Below are 22,086 nucleotides of genomic sequence, written 5' to 3'. Positions count from 1 at the left end.
CAAAGGTACAGTTAAAAATTAAATTCTGGTCACTTTATCTATACCTTCCACCTGCTTTAAATTGTTCATAAGCCTTTGCAGGATATTATTGTTTTTTACCACTAGCGTAATTTTCCCTTTAAAGGTTCCACCATCTGCACTAAAGTTCAGATTGCGCATGTTTACGTGCATATTTTCCGAAATGATCTTAGTGATATCCTTGACCAGCCCCATGTTGTCGATTCCGGTAATTTGGATGTCGACGGAGAATTCTTCTTGGGAAGAATCTATCCATTTGGCACTAATGATACGGTAGGCGTAGTTGGACTGTAACGAAATGGCGTTGGGGCAGTTCTTTTTATGGACCTTGATTCCATCGTTTACACTTACAAAGCCGAATACCTCATCCCCGGGAATGGGATTGCAACATTGGGATAATTTATAATTGAGTCTTTCTTCTTCCTTTCCAAAAACAAGCAAATCGTATTTGGTGGTAATCTCATTTCGGTCAACATCTTTTGGAGCAGGATTTTTACGGATTCTGTTCTTGAAGAAATTGATGAATGCATTATGGTAGGAAGAGGAGAAATCCTTCAGCTTATCGTTGTCGATGACCCCGATGCCCACCCGGTAGAAAAGGTCTAAACTTGTTTTTAGTTTGAAGAAGGTCACCAATTTGTTCACCGTGTCTTCGTTCAGGTTGATTTTCTGGGCCTTGAGTTTGCGGCGCAAAATTTCTTTTCCTTCTTCGGCGACTTCTTTTTTCTCCTCGCTTAGCGATGATTTTATCTTGGAACGTGCCCGTGCCGTCTCGGCGTAGTCCAACCAGGTCTGGGTGGGTTTTGCGCTTTCGGAGGTGATGATTTCAACTTGATCGCCACTTCTTAGCTTTGTTCCAAGCGGCACTAGTTTTCCATTGACCTTGGCCCCTCGGGTCTTCATCCCGATTTCAGTATGGATGTTGAAGGCAAAATCCAACGCAGTTGCACCTTTCGGCATGGATTTTAAATCTCCCTTGGGAGTGAAAACAAATATTTCCTTGGCGTAGAGGTTGAGCTTGAACTCTTCTACAAAATCAACCGCATTGCCGTTTGCACTTTCAAGCGCTTCTTGAAGCTTGTTGAGCCACTCTTCGATACCTTGTTCTTTCTGCGCGCCATGCTTATATTTAAAGTGGGCTGCATAGCCTTTCTCTGCAATCTCGTGCATGCGCTCACTCCGAATCTGAACTTCTACCCATTTGCCCTTGGGGCCCATAACGGTAATATGAAGTGCCTCGTAACCCGTAGATTTAGGAGAGGTGATCCAGTCGCGCAAACGGATTGGGTTCGGAGTAAAGTGGTCCGTTACTATGGAGTAAATTTTCCAGGCAAGGAACTTTTCGTTTTTCTTGTCGGATTTATAGATAATACGGATGGCGAACTTATCGTAGACTTCATCAAACGAGACGTTTTGCGCCTTCATTTTTCTACGGATGGAAAAGATGGACTTCATCCTACCCTTGATGAAATAGTTGAGTCCCTCTTTGTCCAAGGACGTTCTTATCACATTGGAAAAATCCTCGATATAGGCCAAGCTCTCTTCTTCCGTATCCTCAATTTTGGCATAAATGTCATTATAGACCTCGGGCTCTGTATATTTTAGTGAGAGGTCTTCCAAATGTGTCTTGATGTTGTAAAGACCTATCCGGTGTGCCAACGGTGCATAGATATAGAGCGTTTCCGAAGCAATCTTCACTTGTTTGTGCTCCGGCATGGAATCCATGGTGAGCATATTGTGATAACGGTCGGCAATCTTGATGATGATTACCCGGACATCATCATGCAGGGTCAGTAGCATTTTTCTGAAATTCTCTGCTTGCTGACTTATATCTTTATCTTTCTTGAGATGCGCAATTTTGGTCAAACCGTCCACAATTCGTGCAACCGTCTCCCCGAACATCCGCTCAATATCTGCAAGTGTATAGGCAGTATCCTCAACGACATCGTGCAAGAGGGCAGATGCAATGGAAACGGCATCAAGGCCTATTTCCGAAGCTACGATCTTAGCAACGGCAATCGGATGGAAAATATAGGCTTCCCCGGATTTCCTTCGCTGGTCCTTATGGGCGTCCACCGCAACATCAAAGGCGGAACGAATCAATTTCTTGTCCTCGTCCGTCAATGTTTGGTAGCTTATGCGAAGTAATTCCTTGTACTGCTTCGCAATCTCCTTGTTCTCTTTTTCAATAGCAGCCTCTGTCATAGTATATTAAATTTACTATAATCTTATTATCTAAACAACAAAAACTATGCCTTTAGGTTTCGGATACGTTCCACTAAAGGGGGGTGTGAATAATGCACAAATACGTAAGCTGGGTGAGGTGTTAAATTGCTCAAGCTTTTTTTGGACAACTTTTTTAATGATGATACCAATGGAGTTGCAGCAAAGGTATTTTTTGCAAAATTATCAGCTTGAAACTCGAATTTTCTTGATAAATAATTCATGATCAATCCAGTGATCTCGGATATTGGACTGTACAACAATGCAAACCCGACCAATGCAGCATGGAAACTCGGTGTGGACACCCCAATGGCCAAGGATATTTCTGGATGGTTGATGAACAATGAAAGAACGAACAACGTCAAACCGGTTGTCAATAGGGAAACTACAAGATTTACAATAATATGGTTGCGCTTGTAATGACCTACTTCATGGGCCAAAACTGCCACAATTTCATCTTCGCTAAGATCATTGATCAAGGTGTCGAACAAAGTGATTCTTTTCTCTTTTCCGAAACCTGAAAAATAGGCGTTTGCCTTAGTGGATCTTTTAGAACCATCGATCACAAAAATATTTTGAAGCTCGAACCCGACCTTTTGCGCATAGTTTTCAATCGAACTTTTTAAACTTCCATCTTCAAGCGGCGTTTGCTTGTTGAACATGGGCACGATCAAGCGGCTATAGAATAAGTTGATAAACAAAATGAAGATTCCAACGGCAATCCATGCATAGATCCAAAAATTGGCGCCTGTAGATTGGTGGAACAACATGAACAATGTCAAAATACCTCCTCCAAGAACAACGGTTAGGATGCCGCCTTTGATTTTATCGGAGAAAAAGGTGGATTTTGTGGTTTTGTTGAAGCCATATTCTTCCTCTATTACAAAAGTACGGTAATAGGAAAAGGGGAGTCCCAAAATGGCGCTTCCCAACATTATGATCCCGAAAAAAATCAATGCCATGGGAATGCTGTCCTGCGTGATGGAGCGCGTAAGTTGGTCTACCCATTCAAAGCCCCCAAAAACGAGAAAGCAGGTGGTCAGAACCAGTGAAAAGCCATCCGAAATGACCCCAAATTTATAATTGATTTTCTTGTACTGCTGTGATTTTTGATATTCCTGTTCATCAAAAACATCGGCCAGTTCAGGTGGCAATGTCGATTTGAAACGCTTGGCGTTCAGGTACTCCAAATACTGGTGAACCAAATATTGGACCACAAGAATGGCCAGAATGACATAAAAAAGGATATTTTTTTCCATAGCTTAAAATCCGCGCTGGCGCTTCGCCTCAAATATAAGTATTGCGGCGGATACCGAAACATTCATGGAGTCTATTTCTCCTTGCATCGGTATAATTATGTTTTGGCCGGAATTTTGAAGCCATTTTTCTGTCAATCCAGTGGCTTCCGTGCCCATTACAAGGGCAGAAGCGGCTTTAAAATCGCACTCCACATAATTTTTGGAAGCGGTGAGGGCGGCACAGTAGATTTTGATTTGGTTGGTTTGTAAAAAATCAATGATTTCGTCCGTTGTCCCTACGCCGATCTGGTTGGTAAAAAGACAACCTACGCTGGAACGGATAATGTTGGGACTATATAGGTCCGATTTGGGATTTGCTATTAAAACGGCATCCACGGCTGCGGCATCGGCAGTACGCAATAGTGCGCCAATGTTGCCAGGTTTTTCCGGGGCTTCGGCAACCAACACCAAGGGTGTTTTGCTTTCAAAGGAGATGTTTTTCAATGCATGGTTCTTGGATTGCATCAAGGCCATAACTCCCTCTGTGGTGCCACGGTGTGCAATTTTACCGTATACGCTTTCGGAAACCTGAACAATTTCCGGGTTTGTAGTTTTGGTGAAAGCCTCAATGGAAGTTGGGCCCATCAACTCTGGGCAAAAAAGTAGCGTTTTCAGAACATAGCCCCCTTTTAGGGCCAATTCAATTTCCCTTTGTCCCTCTCCTACAAAAAGTCCTGTCTTTCTACGTTCACGGGATTTGTCTTTTAGTAAAATGATGCTTTTTACCAAAGGATTCTGGGCACTGCTGACTAGTTTAGCTTCCATATTCATGGTAAAAATAGCCATTCCTGTAATTAAAAAAAGGGCTTTTCGACCAACTGGTAAAATAGATACCATGAACAAATTAACCATCCTATTACTTTTTATTGGCCTTACCGCTTGCAAACAAAATCCTAAAACAGAAAAAAATGAAACACCAATTCAGCAGGAAATGGTGGTGGACGAAGCTGTTTATCCTGATGCCTTAACTAAGGTTTTTGATGCCCATGGAGGCTTGCAACAATGGAAAGCGCAACGAACATTGTCCTTTGTACTGCCCAAACCCGAACTGTCCGAAACTCATACTATTGATTTGCGTTCGCGAAAGGATAGAATTGACACGGAGCAATTTTCGATGGGTTTTGACGGCGAACAAGCATGGTTATTTAATGATGCGGGCAATTACGAAGGCGACGCTGGCTTTTATCATAATTTGATGTTTTATTTCTATGCCATGCCCTTTGTGCTGGCCGATGACGGCATCATGTATACTGCTACCGAAGATTTGGAATATGAAGGTAAAAAATACCCCGGTCTGCAAATAGCCTATGAATCAGGTGTGGGGGCTTCATCCAAAGATGAGTACTTCATTCATTTTGATGCCGATACCCACCAGATGGCTTGGTTGGGCTATACCGTGACCTATCGCTCTGGGGAAAGTTCGGATAATGTTAAATGGATTCACTACGATAATTGGCAAGAGGTGAATGGACTGGTATTGCCAAAATCCATTACATGGCATAAGTATGAGGGCAGAACGATTATGGAACCGGTGAGTACTGTCAATTTTGAAGAAGTATTACTGAATGAGGATGCCAAGCCGGACAGTTTTTATGAAAAACCAGAAAATGGGGAGTACGTTCCCATTAAAATGAATTAATTCACGAAAACAAAAACGGCGCTCCAATGAGCGCCGTTTTTTATTTTAGAAGAATCTATTGTCCTTCTTTTTCTCTTTCGTATTTGCCCATATACCGTTTCCAAAGTTCGGTCTGGTGCGTTTCCAACGAAACGTCCCTACCGTCAATATATGCTTTTGATAGTTGGTTGGTCCTCATATCCAAAGCGTCACCTTCGGAAATAAACAATGTGGCACTTTTACCTTCTTCCAAGGTTCCGTACAAGTCATCAATCCCAAGAATTTTGGCTGTATTTCCGGTTATCAATTGGAGTGCGGTTTCTTTGTCCAATCCCTGAGCTACGGTCTGTCCTGCATAAAAAGCAAGGTTCCTTACCTGGAAATTGGCTGCATCCTCATTTTGCAATCCAACCAAAAGGCCGGCATCGACCAACAATTTTGGTAATTTATAGGTGATGTCGTAATCATCGTCTTCAAAACTTGGCAATGCGTGTGTACGCTCGACCAAAACAGGAATATTATGTTCTTTGAGAAGGTCTACAATTTTGTTGGCCCTATATCCACCAACGATTACTACGTTTTTAACCCCCATTTCCTTGGCCATTGTCACGGCGTCGGTCATTTCTTTTTCGCCGTCTGCATGGATGTACAGGCGCTGGGAACCATCGAACAAGCCCTGCATGGCGGCAAATGGTAAGTTCTTTTCATCTTCACTGGCTTTTCCGTAGGCAATGGAATTTTGGAAGAACATTTCAATGTCGGCCATTTCCTTGCCATACTCTTTGTTTGGAATAAAACCTCTTTCTTCGCCAGCCCACCAACGGCCTCTTCGAAAAAAGTTGGGCCAGTTCATATGGATGCCGTCATCTGTTTTAACCGCTGCATCTTCCCAGTTCCAAGCATCGAACTGAACAATACTGGAAGTTCCGGAAATGGTACCTCCAACAGGGGTTACCTGTCCGATAAGTACGCCGTTGGGACGCATGCTTTCCACAACTTTGGATTCTGCATTATAAGCGATTAAACTGCGTACATGAGGAATCATTTCTCCGATTTCGTCTTGGTCGTCACTCGCCCTAACGGCATCTACCTCTACCAAACCAAGGGATTTGGACGGAGCGATAAATCCGGGGTACACATGTTTGCCTTCGGCATTGATCATGGTCCCAACGGTGGGTACCATTAAATCGGCGCCAATGGCGGTAATTTTACCATCTTTAAAAACAATGGTACAGTTCTCTATCACCTCTCCGTTACCAATGTGTGCCGTAGCACCAATTATGGCTATTTGTTCGGATTGAGGTGGGGCAGGGGTCTGCTGAGCGTTCAATGAAACCCCAAAAACAATTACTATGATTAAAAATATTTTTTTCATGGTCTACTTTTTAAAGGGTATCACAGTTAAATTCTTCTTTCTTGCTCTGCACAGGAGTTCTGGATTTTCCTCCTTTTTTGTTCTCGTTCAACATCATTCCAATCAACTGGTTACGTTCCTTTTTGATGGATTCCCTTAACGCTTTATCTTTTTCCAAATCGAAATATACTTTTCCTTCGATCAAGGTTTTTTCAGCTTTTGCGTAAACAGATAACGGATGGTCGGTCCAAAGAACCACATCGGCATCTTTGCCTTCCTCGATACTTCCAACACGGTCGTCCAAGTGAAGCAATTTGGCAGGGTTCAGGGTTACCATTTTCCAGGCTTCCAATTCTGACATGCCACCGTATTTAACAGTTTTACCAGCTTCTTGGTTCAATCTTCTGGACATTTCGGCATCATCACTGTTGATGGCAACTGTAACACCTTGGCTTGTCATGATAGCGGCATTGTAGGGAATGGCGTCGTTTACCTCGTACTTGTAGGCCCACCAGTCGCTGAACGTCCCACCGCCAACACCATGCTCGGCCATCTTATCGGCAACTTTGTAACCTTCCAAGATGTGGGTGAAGGTGTTTACACGGAAATCAAATTTCTCGGCTACTTTCATCATCATATTGATTTCGCTCTGTACATAGGAGTGACAAGAAATGAAACGCTCTCCGTTCAATATTTCGGCCAAGGTTTCCATTTCCTCATCATGTCGGTAAGGTTCTCCGCTCTTTTTCTTTTCGTCATATTCCTTGGCGCGCTGGAAGTAGTCGGTATATACCTGTTCGACACCCATCCTTGTTTGTGGGAAACGTGAGTAGCTGCCCCAGTTGGACTGCTTTACATTCTCTCCCAAAGCAAACTTGATGAACTTGGGTGAGTTGTCAAATACCATATCTTCGGCACTTTCTCCCCATTTCATTCGTATAATAGCGGATTGCCCACCAATCGGGTTTGCAGAACCATGCAGCAATTGCGCGGAGGTTACCCCACCGGCCAAATCACGGTAAATGGCAACGTCTTTTGGATCTATTACGTCTTCCATGCGTACTTCTGCTGAGGAATTGTGTCCCCCTTCGTTAATGGCCAATGCTGCAATGTGGGTGTGCTCGTCAATAATTCCAGCCGTTAAGTGTTTTCCGGTGGCATCAACAACTGTAGCTCCTCCAGCTCTTAGGTCTTTTCCAACTTTAGAGATTTTACCGTTTTTGATCAACACGTCGGTATTTTCCAAAATGCTCTCACCGGTCCAAACCGTAGCATTTTTGAACAAAATACTTTCCTGCTGAGGCTTTTCTTTATAACCATATCCAACGTTTGGATAGGTTATGGCCATAAGCTGTGGCTTTTCTGTGGTTTCGTCTTCTTCGGCTTTTTCTTCGAAAGGAGATGTCTTGGTCATTGTAGCCGTAGTTTCATCGCCATTGGGAAGGACTATGGTACCTTTTATGCTGTTGGTGGCAGGCATAACCTGTGCTACCCATCGGTATGAACCGATATTGTCGTCACTAAAGGATATATTGAGCCAGTCGGCAGAATAGTCGATTTTGGAATCAACTTTATCTTCTCCTTTTTTGATTTCAGCTTTTGGTTTATCAGCATCGCCGGTTAAGGAAACTTTATATGTGGTTCCGTTAACTGCAAGGTCATAATCACCTCTAATATCGATTACGTCCATGCTCTCGACAATATTCTTGGTTCCTTGCACCCAGTTCTCATAAAGGGTGATTCCTTTGTCAAAAATATTACCGGAGGTAATCAAAAAGTTGGCCTGGCTACCTGGTTGCAAAGACCCTATTTCACTTGACTTCCCTAGAATGGCTGCGGGAACGGTGGTTAAGGCCTCAAGTGCCTTTGTTTCGGAAAGACCGTAAGTTATGGCCTTCATTATTTTTCCCTTTAAATCTTTTGGCGATTTTAGGCCATGCAGGGTGATGGAAAACTCGACACCGTTGTCCGCCAACACCTTAGGGTTGGATGGTGCCAAGTTCCAATGTCTCATGTCTTTTAACGCAATGTATTTTGCTTGATAAGGATTTGAGACGTCAAAGGCATCTGGGAAATTAACGGGTAGAATCAATTTGGCATTGGTAGCTTTGATTTCATCTATACGCTCATACTCATCTCCACCGCCTAAAATGGTGTACTGTATTCCAAAAAGGTCACCAATTTTATCAGCTCTCAATACGTTGCCATTATCACCGGCAACATATATTTGGGTCAATCCTTTATTGGCAATAAGTGCTTCCAAAGAACGATCTTTGGTGTCCACATTGCCTTTGCTGTACCAATCCATATCGTAATATACCTGTCTCATCAGGGCCATGGCGCCCATCAAGGAACCTGGGTATGATTGTCTGGATGCTTGGCTTTTCTCAAAAGAGAAGTATTGGGCGGATTTATCGGAAAGGATACGCTGTGCTTCGGATGCTTCGTCGTTCAACGCGACCAAAACACCTGTTCCTCGGGCAATACCATCCTCAATATGGGCATTGATGGTTCCAAAACCGGCATTTCTCAACTCCTCGGCCTGTTTTTTATCATACTCAAAACTGCCAATGGCATCGTTTTCCGGCATAATGTGGTCGTTCCAATAAAACCCTTCCCTGGACGGACCGTATTGTGCGGACCTTCCACCACCACTGGCTTCTTTGGGAAGTTTTACCCCAAACCCGGAAAGCACGTCGATAAATGAAGGATAAATGGATTTACCGCTCATATCCTCGACCACTGCATTTTTTGGAATGTTTACGGATTTACCAACTTGTACTACTTTGCCATTCCGGATCAGCAAAGTACCCTTGTTGATAACTTGGGTCGGGGTTACGTAGATCTTGGCATTGGTAAATGCCGTGTAATTGTTGTTTTTCTTTGCCTTTACACCATCATTGATTGGAAAGTAATCCTGTGCAAACAAAGAAACGCTGCCTACAAAGAATAGCAACGCTAAAAGTTTAAGTTTCATAAGGTTTGAATTGAATTAGTCGGTTTAAATATAACGTAACTCAAAGGACTCTACAAGTCTTATTGGATGGCCATCTGCTGTTTTCTGTAGTTGATGATGAGACCTACAACGGCATTATAACTTTTGATGCCTTCTTTTTGGTTGTTCGCCTTTAGAAAAGTGTTGAATACGGATTTGAATACGGGCTCCATCGGATTCTCATATTTTTCCCAAAAATCTCGTAATTCATTGAAATTTTCCTTTACCCCCATGTTGATGGTGCCCACAATCTCATTATACTTTTCTTCATCCTTATGAAAAAGATCGGTGAGGCAATATCCTAAGGCATGGTTGTAGGCGGAATATTTAAAATAAGTATCATTGCTTTGAGAGGTGACCAAATAGCCGATAAAATTGGTGGCGCCCTCGGCAGAATATCCTAATTGATGGCCTACTTCGTGACAGCTTACGGTGGGCAGTCTAAATTTTGGGGTAACGCCATTCACCTGAGCTTCGTTAGTAAAAGGGTTCAGGTAGCCGCCATATCCCATAAAAGTTAAGGGTATGCTATAAATGGATGATTTTAGACTGAGATGTTGATATCCAAAATGGGGATATTGCTCTGCAAAGTTGGCATAGGCTTCTTCGGTTTTGGCAAAGATTTCCTTTTTGGAGTAGGGGATATGGACAGGAGAGATAGTATCTCCGGTAAGTTCCATTTGATATTGATTCGTTTGTTTTACGATGAACCGTGTCAGCTCAACCAGTTCATCAACAGTATATTCATGTTCAAGTTTGAGTTTCCAAGTAATGGGTTGGCGGTGGTAGTTCATGCCCCAAAGCAGATGAAAAAGAAAGAATACTACGGAAAGTGACACTGTAATATCCTTTAGGAAAAAAAGAGGTCTTTGCTTAATGCTTCTCCAGTTTTTATAGATATACCGGATGGCCAACAGTACAATTAGGGTATAGAGTATGTCCCCAAACGAAAAAGGAACCCAGCCCAACAGGATTCTTAGAAAACATGAGATGTAAAGATATATGCCATTACTGTAATACGTTTCAACAAGGTTGGGATAACTACCTATCCATTTGACCAATAGTATTTGAATCGGAAGGGCTATGGCAATAATTGTCTTGGTTTTTTGTCTCATCAAAATTGAGCAATTTGTTTTTACGGCAAATAAAAAAGCCGCACGGAAAAGTACGGCTTTTTTTAAGTTATGCTTTTGGAATTTTATTATTGGATTCCAACTATTTCTATATCAAAAACTAAGGTCGAACCACCAGGAATAGGACCGTAGTCGTTGTCGCCATACCCTAGATGCGGAGGGATGAACAAACGAACTTTGTCCCCAACTTTCATGGTCAACAATCCTTCGCGGAAGCCTGCAGCCAATTGGGCATCTGGGCTGTAGTCCATAGGAAATGGACGATATCCGCCCTGATCTCTTCTGCCTGGGTTCAATTGGTTGAATTGTTCGGCAATTTCTTGAATATTGCTGTCGAACAAATCTCCGTTAAACAACCAACCTGCATAGTTTACAAGTACTTTTTGGCCTACTTTTGGCTGTTCACCATCACCCTCGTTCAAGGTTAAAATGCGAAGTCCACTAGGAGTTTCTTCGGCTTGGTCGATTTGTTCTGCAAATTGGGCGGCCAAATCTTCCTTCATTTTTTTGAATGCTGCTTCGGCTAGTTTTGCTTCTTCAAAGTAGTTGCTCATTATTTTAACAGCGTCAAACTGTTTGGCATCCTTGCCGTTACGTACAATTTCTACGTGATTCATCACAACATCTGTTTTTGGTCTGTCCTGAGCACCGGTTTCAACACTGGCAATGGTGTCCACAACGTCCATTCCCATAACCACTTCACCAAAAACGGTGTGCTTGTCATCTAACCAAGGTGTAGCCTTGTGCGTGATAAAAAATTGACTGCTATTGGTTTTTGGTCCTCTGTTGGCCATGGAAAGAATACCTTTTTTTGAGTGTCGCAATGAATCATTGAATTCATCTTTAAAGGTGTAGCCGATGTTTCCGCTTCCGCTACCTGTTGGGTCTCCTCCTTGAATCATAAAATCTTTGATCACTCGGTGGAAAACAATCCCGTCATAGAATTTTTTATCCTTGTACTCATCATTTACAAATGGATTTTTTCCTTCTGCCAAGGATACAAAGTTGGCCACGGTAACAGGCGTTTTTTTGTATTCCAATTGGATAATGATGTCTCCTTTAGTAGTTTGGATGTCGGCAAAGATACCATCGCCCAAATCGGCATATTTACTCGATTTACATCCCATGATTACTAGGAGAAACAAAGGTATGATGTAAAATAATTTCTTCATTGTTTATGAATTTAATTTAAACTGTCGTTGTCTATAATGATTGTATGTAATTCCACTGATGATTTGAGAGGTGTTTTTGGTCCAATGGACTTATTGTCACCTTGATAGCCGAAAGCTAGGGGAGAAGGGAACAAAAATGTAGCCTTCTCGTTTATTCTTAACAGCTTCACGGCATTTTGAAGCCCAGGGAACAATTGTTGCTTGTCAATGACATGCGATTGCGGCCCAATTTCCTCTGCAGTATAAATAGTGTCGCCTTCCAATCCCATCAAATTATAGGAAAACAAGATCTGGTCACCCGACTTTAATTGATAGGTGGCAGTATCGTTCTTGGTCTGGTAATAATACCAAAACCCGTTTGGGTTCGAGAGATACTTGTGGGCTGTATCTTTGGAAATGATTTCTTGGATGGCCTTTTCCTCCTCTGCCAGCAACTTTTTGGTACGTTCAATGGATTCCTTGAAGAAACTACCGGATTTGACCTCCATCGGTCTTCTCGGCTCTGGCCCTCCACAACTTACAATGGATGCGACCAACAGAACAGCTAGAAAAAATCTCATGGATTCAATTTGTATTTATACGTTTTTAAAATATCGTTGAATCTGGATATGGTCTCCTCCATACTAGTTTCGCTTCTTCCCCCGGCCGCATTGGTGTGTCCACCGCCATTAAAATGAGCTCTCGCAAATTCGTTCACGGAAAAATCGCCAATGGAACGTAAGGAAATTTTAATAATGCCTTCTTCCCGATTTTCTATAAAAATAAGAGCGAAAATAATCCCTTCCAAAGTTAGGCCGTAATTTACAAAACCTTCTGTATCACCTTTTTTAAAGTCGTACTGGTCCAACTCGTCTTGGGTTAGGGTAATGTAAGCGGTTCTGTATTCGGGCAGAATCACCATATTGCTCAGCGCAACACCCAGCAAATGTAGGCGAGAAGGAGAGTTCGTGTCAAAAACCTCTTGGTGAATGGCCATGTTGTCCGCGCCCTTGTCAATAAGTTCCGCAACGACGCGGTGCGTTTTGCTGGATGTGGAACGGTACTTAAATGAGCCTGTGTCCGTCATAATGCCCGTGTAGAGATTTGTGGCCATATCGGCATCAATTTGGTCGGTTTCACCTAAAAATTCAATAAAGTTGTACACCATCTCGCAGGTAGAGCTCATCGTTACATCGGAATAGGTCACCATTGCATAATCGCTCGGTTGTTGGTGGTGGTCTATCATTATAAAATCGGCGCTCGCCTCTTTCAAGACCTGTTCCATTTGCCCAACACGGGAAAGGTCGTTAAAATCCAAGGTAAAAATGATAGAAGCCTCATTGATGACTTCTTTTGCCTTTGGGTTTTCCCTCTCAAAATTGATGACGGTATCATTCTCTGGCATCCATTTAAGGAATTTTGGATAGTCATTTGGAGCGACCACATGTACGGTATGCCCTTTTTTCTTTAAAAATCCATATAACGCTAAGCAGGAGCCCATGGCATCCCCATCAGGATTTCTGTGGGGTATGATCGCTATCTTTTGAGGTTGGGAAAGAATCGACTTTACTGTCGTGATATCCGCTGAATTCATGCGGCCAAATATACAATAATATAATATAGAGGTAACTTGGTTTATCCGTATTTTTGGTTCCGTAAAATCATATCATGAAGCAATCCTACATAATTTTAGCGGCATTGGTTTTGTTCACTGCCTGCAAAAAGAAGGCGGAGCAAACCACTGAGATCGAAGAGCAGTCAACCTCTGATTTTGTTGTAGCCTTCGGCTCCTGCAATATGTCGCAAGAACCGAATCCTTTTTGGGACGACATTTTGGCCGAAGATCCAGATGTTTGGATTTGGGGAGGGGATATAGTTTATGCGGATACGGACGATGTTGAACGATTACGCGCTATCTATGCCATGCAGGATACCGTGGCGGGATACGCGAAGTTGAGGAACGAAGTTCCGATTATTGGTACTTGGGACGATCATGATTTTGGTGTGAACGACGGAGGGTCCGATTTTGCGATAAAGGCAGAAAGTCAGCAAGTGTTCTTGGATTTTATGGATGTGCCGCAAGATAGTGAGAGGAGAACCCAAGAAGGCGTGTATGCTTCGCATGATTACGAAGTGCCGGCCGGCAAGGTAAAGGTAATCGTGTTGGATACCCGTTATTTTAGAAGTGAACTTATTGATGATACGGATTCCAGCAAACGCTACAAACCGACAATGGATTCAACGGCAACCGTGTTGGGTGACATCCAATGGAAATGGTTAGAAAATGAGCTTAACGGTTCGGATGCCGATTTCAATTTGATTATGTCCAGCATTCAAGTGCTTTCGGGCGAACACGGTTTTGAAACTTGGGGCAATTTTCCATTGGAGGTAGAGAAATTGGAGAACATTATAACACAATCAGGAGCAAATGGAGTGATTATTTTGTCGGGGGACCGTCATATTTCCGAGTTCTCCAGAGCCGATATTGATGGCCTGTCCTATCCATTGGTGGATTTTACCAGTAGTGGGCTTACTCATTCGTATTCCAGCTTTAGCGGAGAGCCCAACACATATCGTGTGGGTGAGGTGGTTTCCGATAAAAGTTATGGAATCATCAACCTTAATTTTAAAGAGAAAAGGGCCGAATTTAAGATTATGGGGGATAATGGTACTGTTCTCCAAGAGTTAAAACAAAGCTATTGAGCCTTGTACCTTGCTTGAAAAAGCTTAAGTTTGCGCAAAATTTAAAAAATGACTGGAAATAGAACATTTACCATGATTAAGCCTGATGCCGTTGAAAATGGGTATATCGGGGCAATTTTGGATAAAATTACGGCTGCTGGATTTAGAATTGTGGCCATGAAGTACACACAATTGAGCACTAGGGATGCCGAAATATTCTATGCCATCCACAAAGAGCGTCCGTTTTTTGGCGAATTGGTGGAGTTTATGACAAGAGGACCAATTGTTGCCGCCATTTTGGAAAAGGACAATGCAGTGGATGATTTCCGTGCTTTGATCGGGGCTACAAACCCAGAAGAAGCTGCCGAAGGAACCATTAGAAAGCTGTATGCTGCCAGTATCGGTGAAAATGCGGTTCACGGTTCCGATAGTGATGAAAACGCTGCTATCGAAGGTGCTTTCCACTTTTCAGGAAGGGAAATCTACTAGTCTAAATACAAGACATTTATATAAAAAAAGCCACCCAAAAAGGTGGCTTTTTTTTATTTTATCGTTGATTACCGCAACACTAATTTCTTCACCAGTTCCTTGCCCAATTCCTCATTGATCATTTTAACGATCTTGGACTTGCCCAAACTCAATTCCTCCCGCAATACCGAAGAGGAGAGCGATACGTAGAGCGTCTCGTTTTTAAGTTCAACGGCAGATGTGTAGTTATTTACCCCATTGCCCATTAATTTGACCCAAGCCTCTCTAGCATCCACTTTGTCCATGCCTTTTTGTAGCTTGTTTTCTTGGATGAACTCACTAAGCGCTTCACTCAATGGAATATGGGAGCTATGTCGTTTGGCCATTATTGCGGGATTTTGATGGGTTCAAACCGTTTGTATTTGTAGGTAACACCTTCTTGGTTGATGACTGAAAACGAAACCGAATCCAACTCCACCAGTTTTTCTTCCCATTCGCTGAACTCGTTTTTATAACGCAATGTGAATGTTTCGTTGATGTGGGATATCTCAAAATCTTCAACATCTTTGGAGGTATCGTACGAACCATCAAACTGGGGTTTCATCTTTTTTCGATACCCTTTATCTTCTTTCAGTTGAATAAAGTCAATGCTGGTGTTCATTCCATATTCCTTGATGGAGCCATCAGGAAACTCAACTTCTGAAATCTCCCAATAGCCGTTCAAATAATGAAGGTCGTCCTTGTTTACAGATGACTCATCACAGCTCCATAAAAATAAAATCAGTACTAGGGAAAGGATGCGTTTCATGATGCTACAAGGTAAATATTTTATAACTCTGATGAATGTTTTTAACTACATTTTCGGTGCGGTCCGCATGCGTGTCACTGATAAAAATCTGACCAAAATTTTCATCCTTTACCAATCCTACAATGTGCGATACCCTGTTCTCGTCCAACTTGTCAAAAATATCATCCAATAATAAAATTGGTGTTGTGTCCGCTAATTGTTTGATGAAATGAAACTGGGCCAGCTTCAAGGCGATCAAAAATGATTTTTGTTGACCTTGGCTTCCGAATTTTTTAATAGGGTGCCCGGCAATGGTAAAGCTCAAATCGTCCTTGTGCACCCCCACCGAGGTATATTGTAGGGCCCTGTCTTTATCGATGTTGTTCTGCAAAAGATGTAAAAGGCTATCATCGCTCAACTGGCTTTCGTAAGAGAGGTCGATTTGTTCTTCTTTTTCGGCAATATGTTGGTACTGCTCCTTGAAAATAGGCAGAAAAGAATCAATGAACTCTACCCTTTTTTGATGGATTGCCGTTCCCAAGGAATGCATTTGATCGTTGTAAATGCTCAAAGTATCTTGGTCAAAGGTGCGGTTGGCGGCAAAATACTTGAGTAGCGAATTTCGCTGCGTTACAACTTTACCGTATTTGATGAGGTTTTGCAAGTACACTCTATCCGATTGGGATATTACACCGTCCATAAACTTTCTTCGGGTGTCGCTTCCTTCAACAATCAAGTCCCGGTCCGATGGGGAAATCATCACCAAAGGTAAAAAACCGATATGCTCGGAAAACTTTTCATAAGGTTTTCCATTGCGTTTGATGACCTTTTTAGTGCCTTTTTTAAAGGAACATAGGATTTTTTCGGTTCTTTCGTTTTTCTCAAACTCCCCTTCCACTACAAAAAAATCGGTGTCGTGTTTTATGTTCTGGGTAGACACCGGGTTAAAGTAGCTTTTGCCAAAACACAAGTGGTAAATAGCGTCCAGAACATTGGTCTTTCCCACCCCGTTGTCGCCTACCAAACAGTTGATAACAGGGTCGAATTCCAGTGTCTTGGAGTCGAAATTTTTGTAATTGACTAAAGATAAATGTCTTAAAAACATAAAAAATTAGAGAAACCATTAGGGATTAAAAGGTGGCCCCTTTAAAAAGGGAATCCAAAAATAACGAATAAATTACCTTTTGGTTTTGGATAAAAACTTTATTTTTGCGCGACCAATTAAATGACGGATGGCAACATACAAGAAGAGAGGCTTTAAGCCAAAAAATAAAGAGGAAGAAGCTCAGATAGAGGAACACGACAGCACAACGGCTGAAGTTTTCAATACTTTGGACGAGGGTGCCTCCAAGACCGAAGCATGGGTTCAGAAGAACCAAAACTATATTTTGGGCGTTATCGGCGTTATCGCGGTAGGTGTTTTGGCCTACTTGGGATACCATCAATTCATCCAAAATCCAAAAGAAGCAACAGCCGCAAACGAGCTTTTCTACCCGCAACAATACTTTGACCAAGCCTTGGCAAGTGAAACCGAAAAGGATTCCTTGTTCACTATGGCTTTGAACGGTGCTCAAGGTAAGTATGGTTTCTTGGACATTATTGAGGAATATAGTGGTACCAAAGCAGCCAATTTGGCAAAATACTCCGCTGGTATGACGTACTTGAACCTTAAGCAATATGATCAGGCCATCGAGTATTTGGAAGGTTTTTCTTCCGATGACGATATTATGGGCGCTATGGCAAAAGGAGGAATCGGTGATGCTTTTTCTCAATTGAACCAGAATGATGATGCCTTGGATTATTATGAAAAGGCAATTTCTCATAGCGATAACGAATTTACAGCTCCTCGTTTTTTACATAAGGCCGGTGTTGTAGCATTGGAATTGGGTGAAAAAAGCAAAGCTTTGGGATATTTTGAAAGAATCAAGGAAGAATATCCAAACTCTCAAGAAGCCAACGGTGTAGACGCTTTAATTGGATTGGCGCAAAATTAAAAGATGGCCACAGAGAACAAAAACTTATCCGTTTACGATAAAAATAAAATCCCAAACGCGAAGGACCTTCGGTTTGGGATTGTTGTTTCTGAATGGAACGATGAAATTACCGAAGCCCTCTATCTAGGAGCAATGGAAGCTCTTGTGGATTGTGGGGCGCTTCCTGAAAACGTACTACGTTGGAGTGTGCCAGGAAGTTTTGAATTGACTTTCGGTTGCAAAAAAATGATTCAAACGGAAAAGGTCGACGCCGTAATTGCCATTGGTAGTGTTATTCGGGGAGAGACCAGTCATTTCGATTTTGTATGCAGCGCAACTGCTCAAGGCGTAAAAGACCTGAACGTTGCTTACGATGTGCCCGTTATTTTTTGTGTGTTGACCGATGATAATATTGAGCAGTCCAGAGCAAGAAGCGGTGGCAAGCATGGAAACAAGGGAACTGAAGCCGCTATTGCCGCCATTCAAATGGCTGTATTGGGCAAGTAAGTTTTATTTTCAACAACCCAATAATCCAAGCATCTAGGGACTGTTAACATTTTTTGGGACGATCGTCCAACCCCTTTTTTCTATTTTAAGTACCTTTGAGGTTACAGCGATAAGGATACTATGCGAAACCCTTTAAAACTTAGAAAAAATAAGAGCTTCGATTACTCCCCCAGATATTATAAGGGAGAGGGGAATCCTTATAAAATTGAGCATAAGCTTGATAAGTTCAGAACCACGGCACATTCCACCAGAGGACTTAAAAACAAAGTCACCTCTGCAATGGACGATTTGCAGACCGAAGGGGATAAAAATTTAAAACTTCGTTTTTGGATTATCGTTGCCGTTCTGGTGCTGCTGTTTCTGTTTATCATCGATTTTGACCTATCAATATTCCTGAATCCATAATGGCGGACATCATTAAACTTTTACCGGACCATGTTGCTAACCAGATAGCAGCAGGGGAAGTGGTGCAACGCCCCGCTTCTGTTGTAAAAGAGCTTATGGAGAATGCCATTGATGCAGGCGCATCATGTATTAAGCTGATTATTAAGGATGGTGGAAAAACCCTAATTCAGGTGGTTGACGACGGAAGCGGTATGAGCGAGACAGATGCCCGTTTGTCTTTTGAGCGCCATGCCACTTCCAAGATATCATCTGCGCAAGACCTTTTTAATTTGGCTACCAAAGGTTTTAGGGGCGAAGCGCTGGCATCTATTGCGGCCATCGCCCATGTGGATATGCAAACGCGTACCGAAACCAATGAGGTTGGTACACACCTTAAAATTGAGGGAAGCAAAATTGTGTCCCAAGAGGTAGTGGCTACCCCAAAGGGAACATCCATATCGGTAAAGAACCTATTTTTCAATATTCCGGCAAGACGAAATTTTTTGAAATCGACGCAGGTAGAGTTGCGCCATATCACCGATGAGTTCCATCGGGTGGCATTGGTTCATCCTAATATCGAATTTCATTTCTACAATAATGGGTCGGAGATTTTTAACCTTCCCATCGGAAAGCCTCGTCAACGCATTGTGCACATCTTCGGTAGTAAAATGGATAGCCGTTTGGTTCCTGTTTCCGAGGAAACCGAAGTTTTAAAAGTGTCCGGATTTATTTGTAAACCAGAGTTTGCCAAAAAGAGCAGGGGAGAACAGTTCTTTTTTGCCAATAATCGTTATATCAAAAGCCCCTATTTGCACCATGCTGTGGTAGCCGCTTTTGAAGGTTTGATAAAATCAGACACCCATCCCGGCTATTTCTTGTTTTTGGAGGTAAATCCTTCATCCATCGATATCAATATTCACCCTACTAAAACAGAGGTGAAGTTTGATGATGAAAATACTTTGTACGCGATTTTACGGTCGACGATCAAACATAGTTTGGGACAATTCAATGTGGCCCCTGTTCTGGATTTTGACCATGACCCCAATCTAGATACACCTTATTCCTATAAAGAGAAAGGAGCCGTAATCCCCAAGGTGACCGTTGATGCCAGTTTTAATCCGTTTCAGGATACAGTGGCCAAAAAAGGCGGGTCAGGGAGTGGTTTTCGTAAACAGAGCACCAAAGGTTGGGAGGATTTGTATGAGGGCCTTGGCAATCAGAACGAGCACAATCAGTTCAGTAGTGTTGTAATTGAATCTGAAAGTGAGGAGCAGGGTACTTTGTATTCGGGAGAAGGAGTAGAGGAGCATTTGGCCGCTACTTTTCAATTGCGAAGAAAATATGTGGTCAGCACCGTTAAGTCGGGAATGTTGGTCATCCATCAGAACAGGGCCCACGAAAGGATTCTTTTCGAAAAGTTTTTAGGTGAGATTACGGTAAAAGAAGGGGTGAGCCAACAGTTACTTTTTCCTTTGGAACTAAGCTTTAGCAAGCAGGAGTTGGCCGTGGTGAGAGAAATCCAAGAAAGCCTGACAAACATTGGGTTTATATTTGATAGCTTGGAGCACGAGACTGTAAAAGTGACAGGTGTTCCCATGATGGTGCCCGAAAGCGGGATTGGCACGGTATTGGATCGCTTGATTGCTGATTATATGGAGGGTTACTCCGACGGTTCCATTTCGCAGGCCGAAATGTTGGCCAAGGTGCTAAGCAGGAACTTAGCGGTACGCACTGGGGATGTATTGGATTCGGAATCGCAATTAATGTTGGTGAACAATCTATTTGCATGCAAGGAGCCTAGTTTGAGCCCTTTTCAAAAAATAACATATACCATTATCTCCGAAGGGGATATTGATAAAAAATTCAACTAGATGGGTAGAATGACCGAGGCAGTAAAGCATATTTTGATCATTAACGTGATCTTGTTTTTTGCCACTCAATTATATGGAGATCAAATGTATCAATGGTTGGCACTTTGGTTTCCCAAGAATGAAAACTTCCAAATTTGGCAAATAATTACCCACATGTTCATGCATGGAGGCTTTATGCACATCGCCTTTAATATGTTTGCCCTTTGGATGTTCGGTACGCCCGTAGAACGTGTTCTGGGAAAAAATCGGTTTCTATTCGTCTACTTTTCTGCGGGATTGGGGGCAGTTTTGTTTCAATTAGGATTTTACTACTTTAATTTTTTGCCTGCCCAATCGGAATTGCTGAGTACGGGGCTTTCAAATCAACAAATCTTGGATATGTTGGCTTCGAACCGACTCCAAGAAGGATTGTCGCAAGTTCAGATTTCGACCTTAAGGGCGGTAATGCCGGAGTATGCGCAGATATACAATGCGAGTATGGTGGGTGCCTCTGGGTGTATTATGGGAGTTTTGGCCGCTTTTGGAATGATGAACCCCGAAGCACGACTTATGTTAATATTTTTACCCATTCCCATTAAGGCCAAATATTTTATTCCTGGTATCATATTGCTGGATGTGATTTCGGCGATTACCGGACAGTCCTTTTTTAGTCCGAGCAATACGGCGTATATGGCCCACGTTGGAGGAGCTATTACAGGGTTCATAATCATGTGGTACTGGAAAAGAAATCAGTTCAATCAAAATAGATGGGATTAACGCATGATGAACGGTGGACTACGATATCAATTTGCAAGGCTTAGCATAGCCGAAAAGCTCATTGCCATCAATGTGCTTATATTTTTATTGGACGGACTCTCGGGGGCATTGTTGGGCCATTCGTTTTCACGTTGGTTCCATTTGCCAAAAGATTTTTTTGAATTTTTGACCCAACCTTGGTCTTTAGTGACCTATTCCTTTTTTCATGCAGGGTTTGGACATATTTTTTGGAACATGATAGTCCTTTATTTTGCGGGAAGGATTTTTCTCAACCTTTTTGATGCACAACGGTTTATCAACGTATATTTTTTAGGTTTAATGTTGGGCGGCTTGGTATTTCTGCTGAGTTATAACGTATTTCCGACCCTTGTCAACTCCAATACCGCATTGATAGGGGCATCTGCTGGAGTAAATGCAGTGCTTATTTTTGTCTGTGCCTATATTCCAAATCAAGAGGTACGCGTAATTTTCTTCAATATAAAATTATGGTATATCGGCCTTGCTTTGGTGATAAAGGATCTGGTTTTGATAGGCATGGGGGATAACATTGGTGGTGGTATGGCCCATTTGGGGGGTGCCTTTTTAGGATATATGTATGCCAGGCAATTGTTCAAGGGAAATGATATCGGTTCTGGTTTTACCACAATGAGGGTTGCCATTGCAAATATGTTCAAACCAAAAGAGAAAAAGGCGCCGTTAAAGACGGTTTATAAGAAAAAAGCAGCCGCTAACATCAAAGAAGATTACGACAAACAGGCCAAGCAAAAAAGGATTGATTCGATTTTGGATAAAATCAGTAAATCCGGTTATGAAAGCTTGTCCAAAGAGGAGAAAGACTTTTTGTTTAAGGCAGGTAAGGAAGACTAAA

At 42.3% G+C, this 22,086-nt stretch carries 21 protein-coding genes; 9 read left to right on the top strand and 12 right to left on the bottom strand.

Annotation, left to right across the window (positions count from 1 at the left end; translation table 11 throughout):
* Positions 1–18 precede the first annotated feature (18 nt).
* From GUA46_RS10730 to GUA46_RS10720, 3 genes are read right to left on the bottom strand one after another with little or no spacing between them, the layout of a single operon-like run.
* Complete coding sequence (locus GUA46_RS10730; RefSeq protein WP_176620484.1) at positions 19–2,223, bottom strand: RelA/SpoT family protein; 2,205 nt, start codon at positions 2,221–2,223, stop codon at positions 19–21.
* 44 nt (positions 2,224–2,267) lie between these two features.
* A complete protein-coding gene (locus GUA46_RS10725) occupies positions 2,268–3,500 on the bottom strand; it encodes a M48 family metallopeptidase (protein ID WP_176620483.1) in 1,233 nt (410 codons plus the stop codon).
* A 3-nt stretch (positions 3,501–3,503) separates the two neighbouring features.
* The gene (locus GUA46_RS10720; RefSeq protein ID WP_417942883.1) at positions 3,504–4,304 is read right to left on the bottom strand and encodes a TrmH family RNA methyltransferase; all 801 of its coding nucleotides are present in this window, start codon (positions 4,302–4,304) and stop codon (positions 3,504–3,506) included.
* A gap of 70 nt (positions 4,305–4,374) precedes the next feature.
* Between GUA46_RS10720 and GUA46_RS10715 the strand changes: the two genes are divergently transcribed.
* The gene (locus tag GUA46_RS10715) at positions 4,375–5,178 is read left to right on the top strand and encodes a DUF6503 family protein (protein ID WP_176620481.1); all 804 of its coding nucleotides are present in this window, start codon (positions 4,375–4,377) and stop codon (positions 5,176–5,178) included.
* 55 nt (positions 5,179–5,233) lie between these two features.
* On the opposite strand, the gene GUA46_RS10710 is transcribed toward GUA46_RS10715, so the two are convergent.
* From GUA46_RS10710 to GUA46_RS10685, 6 genes are all read right to left on the bottom strand, one after another.
* Complete coding sequence (locus GUA46_RS10710; RefSeq protein WP_176620480.1) at positions 5,234–6,532, bottom strand: amidohydrolase family protein; 1,299 nt, start codon at positions 6,530–6,532, stop codon at positions 5,234–5,236.
* A gap of 10 nt (positions 6,533–6,542) precedes the next feature.
* Positions 6,543–9,488 carry an amidohydrolase family protein gene (locus GUA46_RS10705; RefSeq protein ID WP_176620479.1) on the bottom strand — a complete coding sequence of 982 codons (2,946 nt, stop codon included), beginning with the start codon at positions 9,486–9,488 and terminating at the stop codon, positions 6,543–6,545.
* A gap of 59 nt (positions 9,489–9,547) precedes the next feature.
* Entirely contained in the window at positions 9,548–10,621 is a 1,074-nt protein-coding gene (locus tag GUA46_RS10700) for a DUF3810 domain-containing protein (protein WP_176620478.1), read from the bottom strand.
* Positions 10,622–10,707: 86 nt separating this feature from the next.
* Positions 10,708–11,811, bottom strand: a complete 1,104-nt coding sequence (locus tag GUA46_RS10695) for a peptidylprolyl isomerase (RefSeq protein WP_176620477.1) — start codon at positions 11,809–11,811, stop codon at positions 10,708–10,710.
* A gap of 11 nt (positions 11,812–11,822) precedes the next feature.
* Positions 11,823–12,371, bottom strand: coding sequence for a gliding motility-associated peptidyl-prolyl isomerase GldI (gene gldI / locus GUA46_RS10690; protein ID WP_176620476.1), 549 nt, complete (start codon positions 12,369–12,371; stop codon positions 11,823–11,825).
* The gene (locus GUA46_RS10685) at positions 12,368–13,384 is read right to left on the bottom strand and encodes a DHH family phosphoesterase (protein WP_176620475.1); all 1,017 of its coding nucleotides are present in this window, start codon (positions 13,382–13,384) and stop codon (positions 12,368–12,370) included. The genes gldI and GUA46_RS10685 overlap by 4 nt, the downstream gene beginning before the upstream one ends.
* A 74-nt stretch (positions 13,385–13,458) precedes the next feature.
* Between GUA46_RS10685 and GUA46_RS10680 the strand changes: the two genes are divergently transcribed.
* Both GUA46_RS10680 and GUA46_RS10675 read left to right on the top strand, forming a co-directional pair.
* Entirely contained in the window at positions 13,459–14,493 is a 1,035-nt protein-coding gene (locus tag GUA46_RS10680; protein ID WP_176620474.1) for an alkaline phosphatase D family protein, read from the top strand.
* Positions 14,494–14,541: 48 nt separating this feature from the next.
* A complete protein-coding gene (locus GUA46_RS10675) occupies positions 14,542–14,961 on the top strand; it encodes a nucleoside-diphosphate kinase (RefSeq protein WP_176620473.1) in 420 nt (139 codons plus the stop codon).
* Between the two features lie 68 nt (positions 14,962–15,029).
* On the opposite strand, the gene GUA46_RS10670 is transcribed toward GUA46_RS10675, so the two are convergent.
* Genes GUA46_RS10670 through recF form a run of 3 tightly spaced genes read right to left on the bottom strand, consistent with a single transcriptional unit; the run spans position 15,030 to position 16,832 of the window.
* Positions 15,030–15,326 (bottom strand): DciA family protein, encoded by a 297-nt coding sequence (locus GUA46_RS10670; RefSeq protein WP_108246636.1) that lies wholly within the window; start codon positions 15,324–15,326, stop codon positions 15,030–15,032.
* Positions 15,326–15,748: a hypothetical protein gene (locus GUA46_RS10665; protein ID WP_176620472.1), complete on the bottom strand. Its 423-nt coding sequence runs from the start codon at positions 15,746–15,748 to the stop codon at positions 15,326–15,328. The genes GUA46_RS10670 and GUA46_RS10665 overlap by 1 nt, the downstream gene beginning before the upstream one ends.
* 4 nt (positions 15,749–15,752) lie before the next feature.
* A complete protein-coding gene (gene recF, locus GUA46_RS10660) occupies positions 15,753–16,832 on the bottom strand; it encodes a DNA replication/repair protein RecF (RefSeq protein ID WP_176620471.1) in 1,080 nt (359 codons plus the stop codon).
* 127 nt (positions 16,833–16,959) lie between these two features.
* Between recF and GUA46_RS10655 the strand changes: the two genes are divergently transcribed.
* The 6 genes from GUA46_RS10655 to GUA46_RS10630 all read left to right on the top strand — a co-directional run bounded on the left by GUA46_RS10655 (position 16,960) and on the right by GUA46_RS10630 (position 22,085).
* A complete protein-coding gene (locus GUA46_RS10655) occupies positions 16,960–17,721 on the top strand; it encodes a tetratricopeptide repeat protein (protein WP_108246639.1) in 762 nt (253 codons plus the stop codon).
* 3 nt (positions 17,722–17,724) lie between these two features.
* Positions 17,725–18,207 (top strand): 6,7-dimethyl-8-ribityllumazine synthase, encoded by a 483-nt coding sequence (ribH, locus tag GUA46_RS10650; protein WP_108246640.1) that lies wholly within the window; start codon positions 17,725–17,727, stop codon positions 18,205–18,207.
* Positions 18,208–18,327: 120 nt separating this feature from the next.
* Complete coding sequence (locus GUA46_RS10645; protein ID WP_108246641.1) at positions 18,328–18,612, top strand: riboflavin synthase subunit beta; 285 nt, start codon at positions 18,328–18,330, stop codon at positions 18,610–18,612.
* On the top strand, positions 18,612–20,462 hold the full coding sequence (gene mutL, locus GUA46_RS10640; protein WP_176620470.1) for a DNA mismatch repair endonuclease MutL: 1,851 nt from the start codon (positions 18,612–18,614) through the stop codon (positions 20,460–20,462). Before GUA46_RS10645 ends, mutL begins: the two co-directional genes overlap by 1 nt.
* Positions 20,463–21,218, top strand: coding sequence for a rhomboid family intramembrane serine protease (locus GUA46_RS10635; protein WP_108246643.1), 756 nt, complete (start codon positions 20,463–20,465; stop codon positions 21,216–21,218). It abuts the gene before it with no gap.
* A gap of 3 nt (positions 21,219–21,221) precedes the next feature.
* Positions 21,222–22,085, top strand: coding sequence for a rhomboid family intramembrane serine protease (locus GUA46_RS10630; RefSeq protein ID WP_108246644.1), 864 nt, complete (start codon positions 21,222–21,224; stop codon positions 22,083–22,085).
* The last annotated feature ends 1 nt before the right edge of the window (position 22,086 follow it).

It is taken from the genome of Flagellimonas chongwuensis, assembly GCF_013376415.1.
Lineage (GTDB): Bacteria > Bacteroidota > Bacteroidia > Flavobacteriales > Flavobacteriaceae > Flagellimonas > Flagellimonas chongwuensis.
This window is presented reverse-complemented; position numbering and strand designations above follow the sequence as displayed.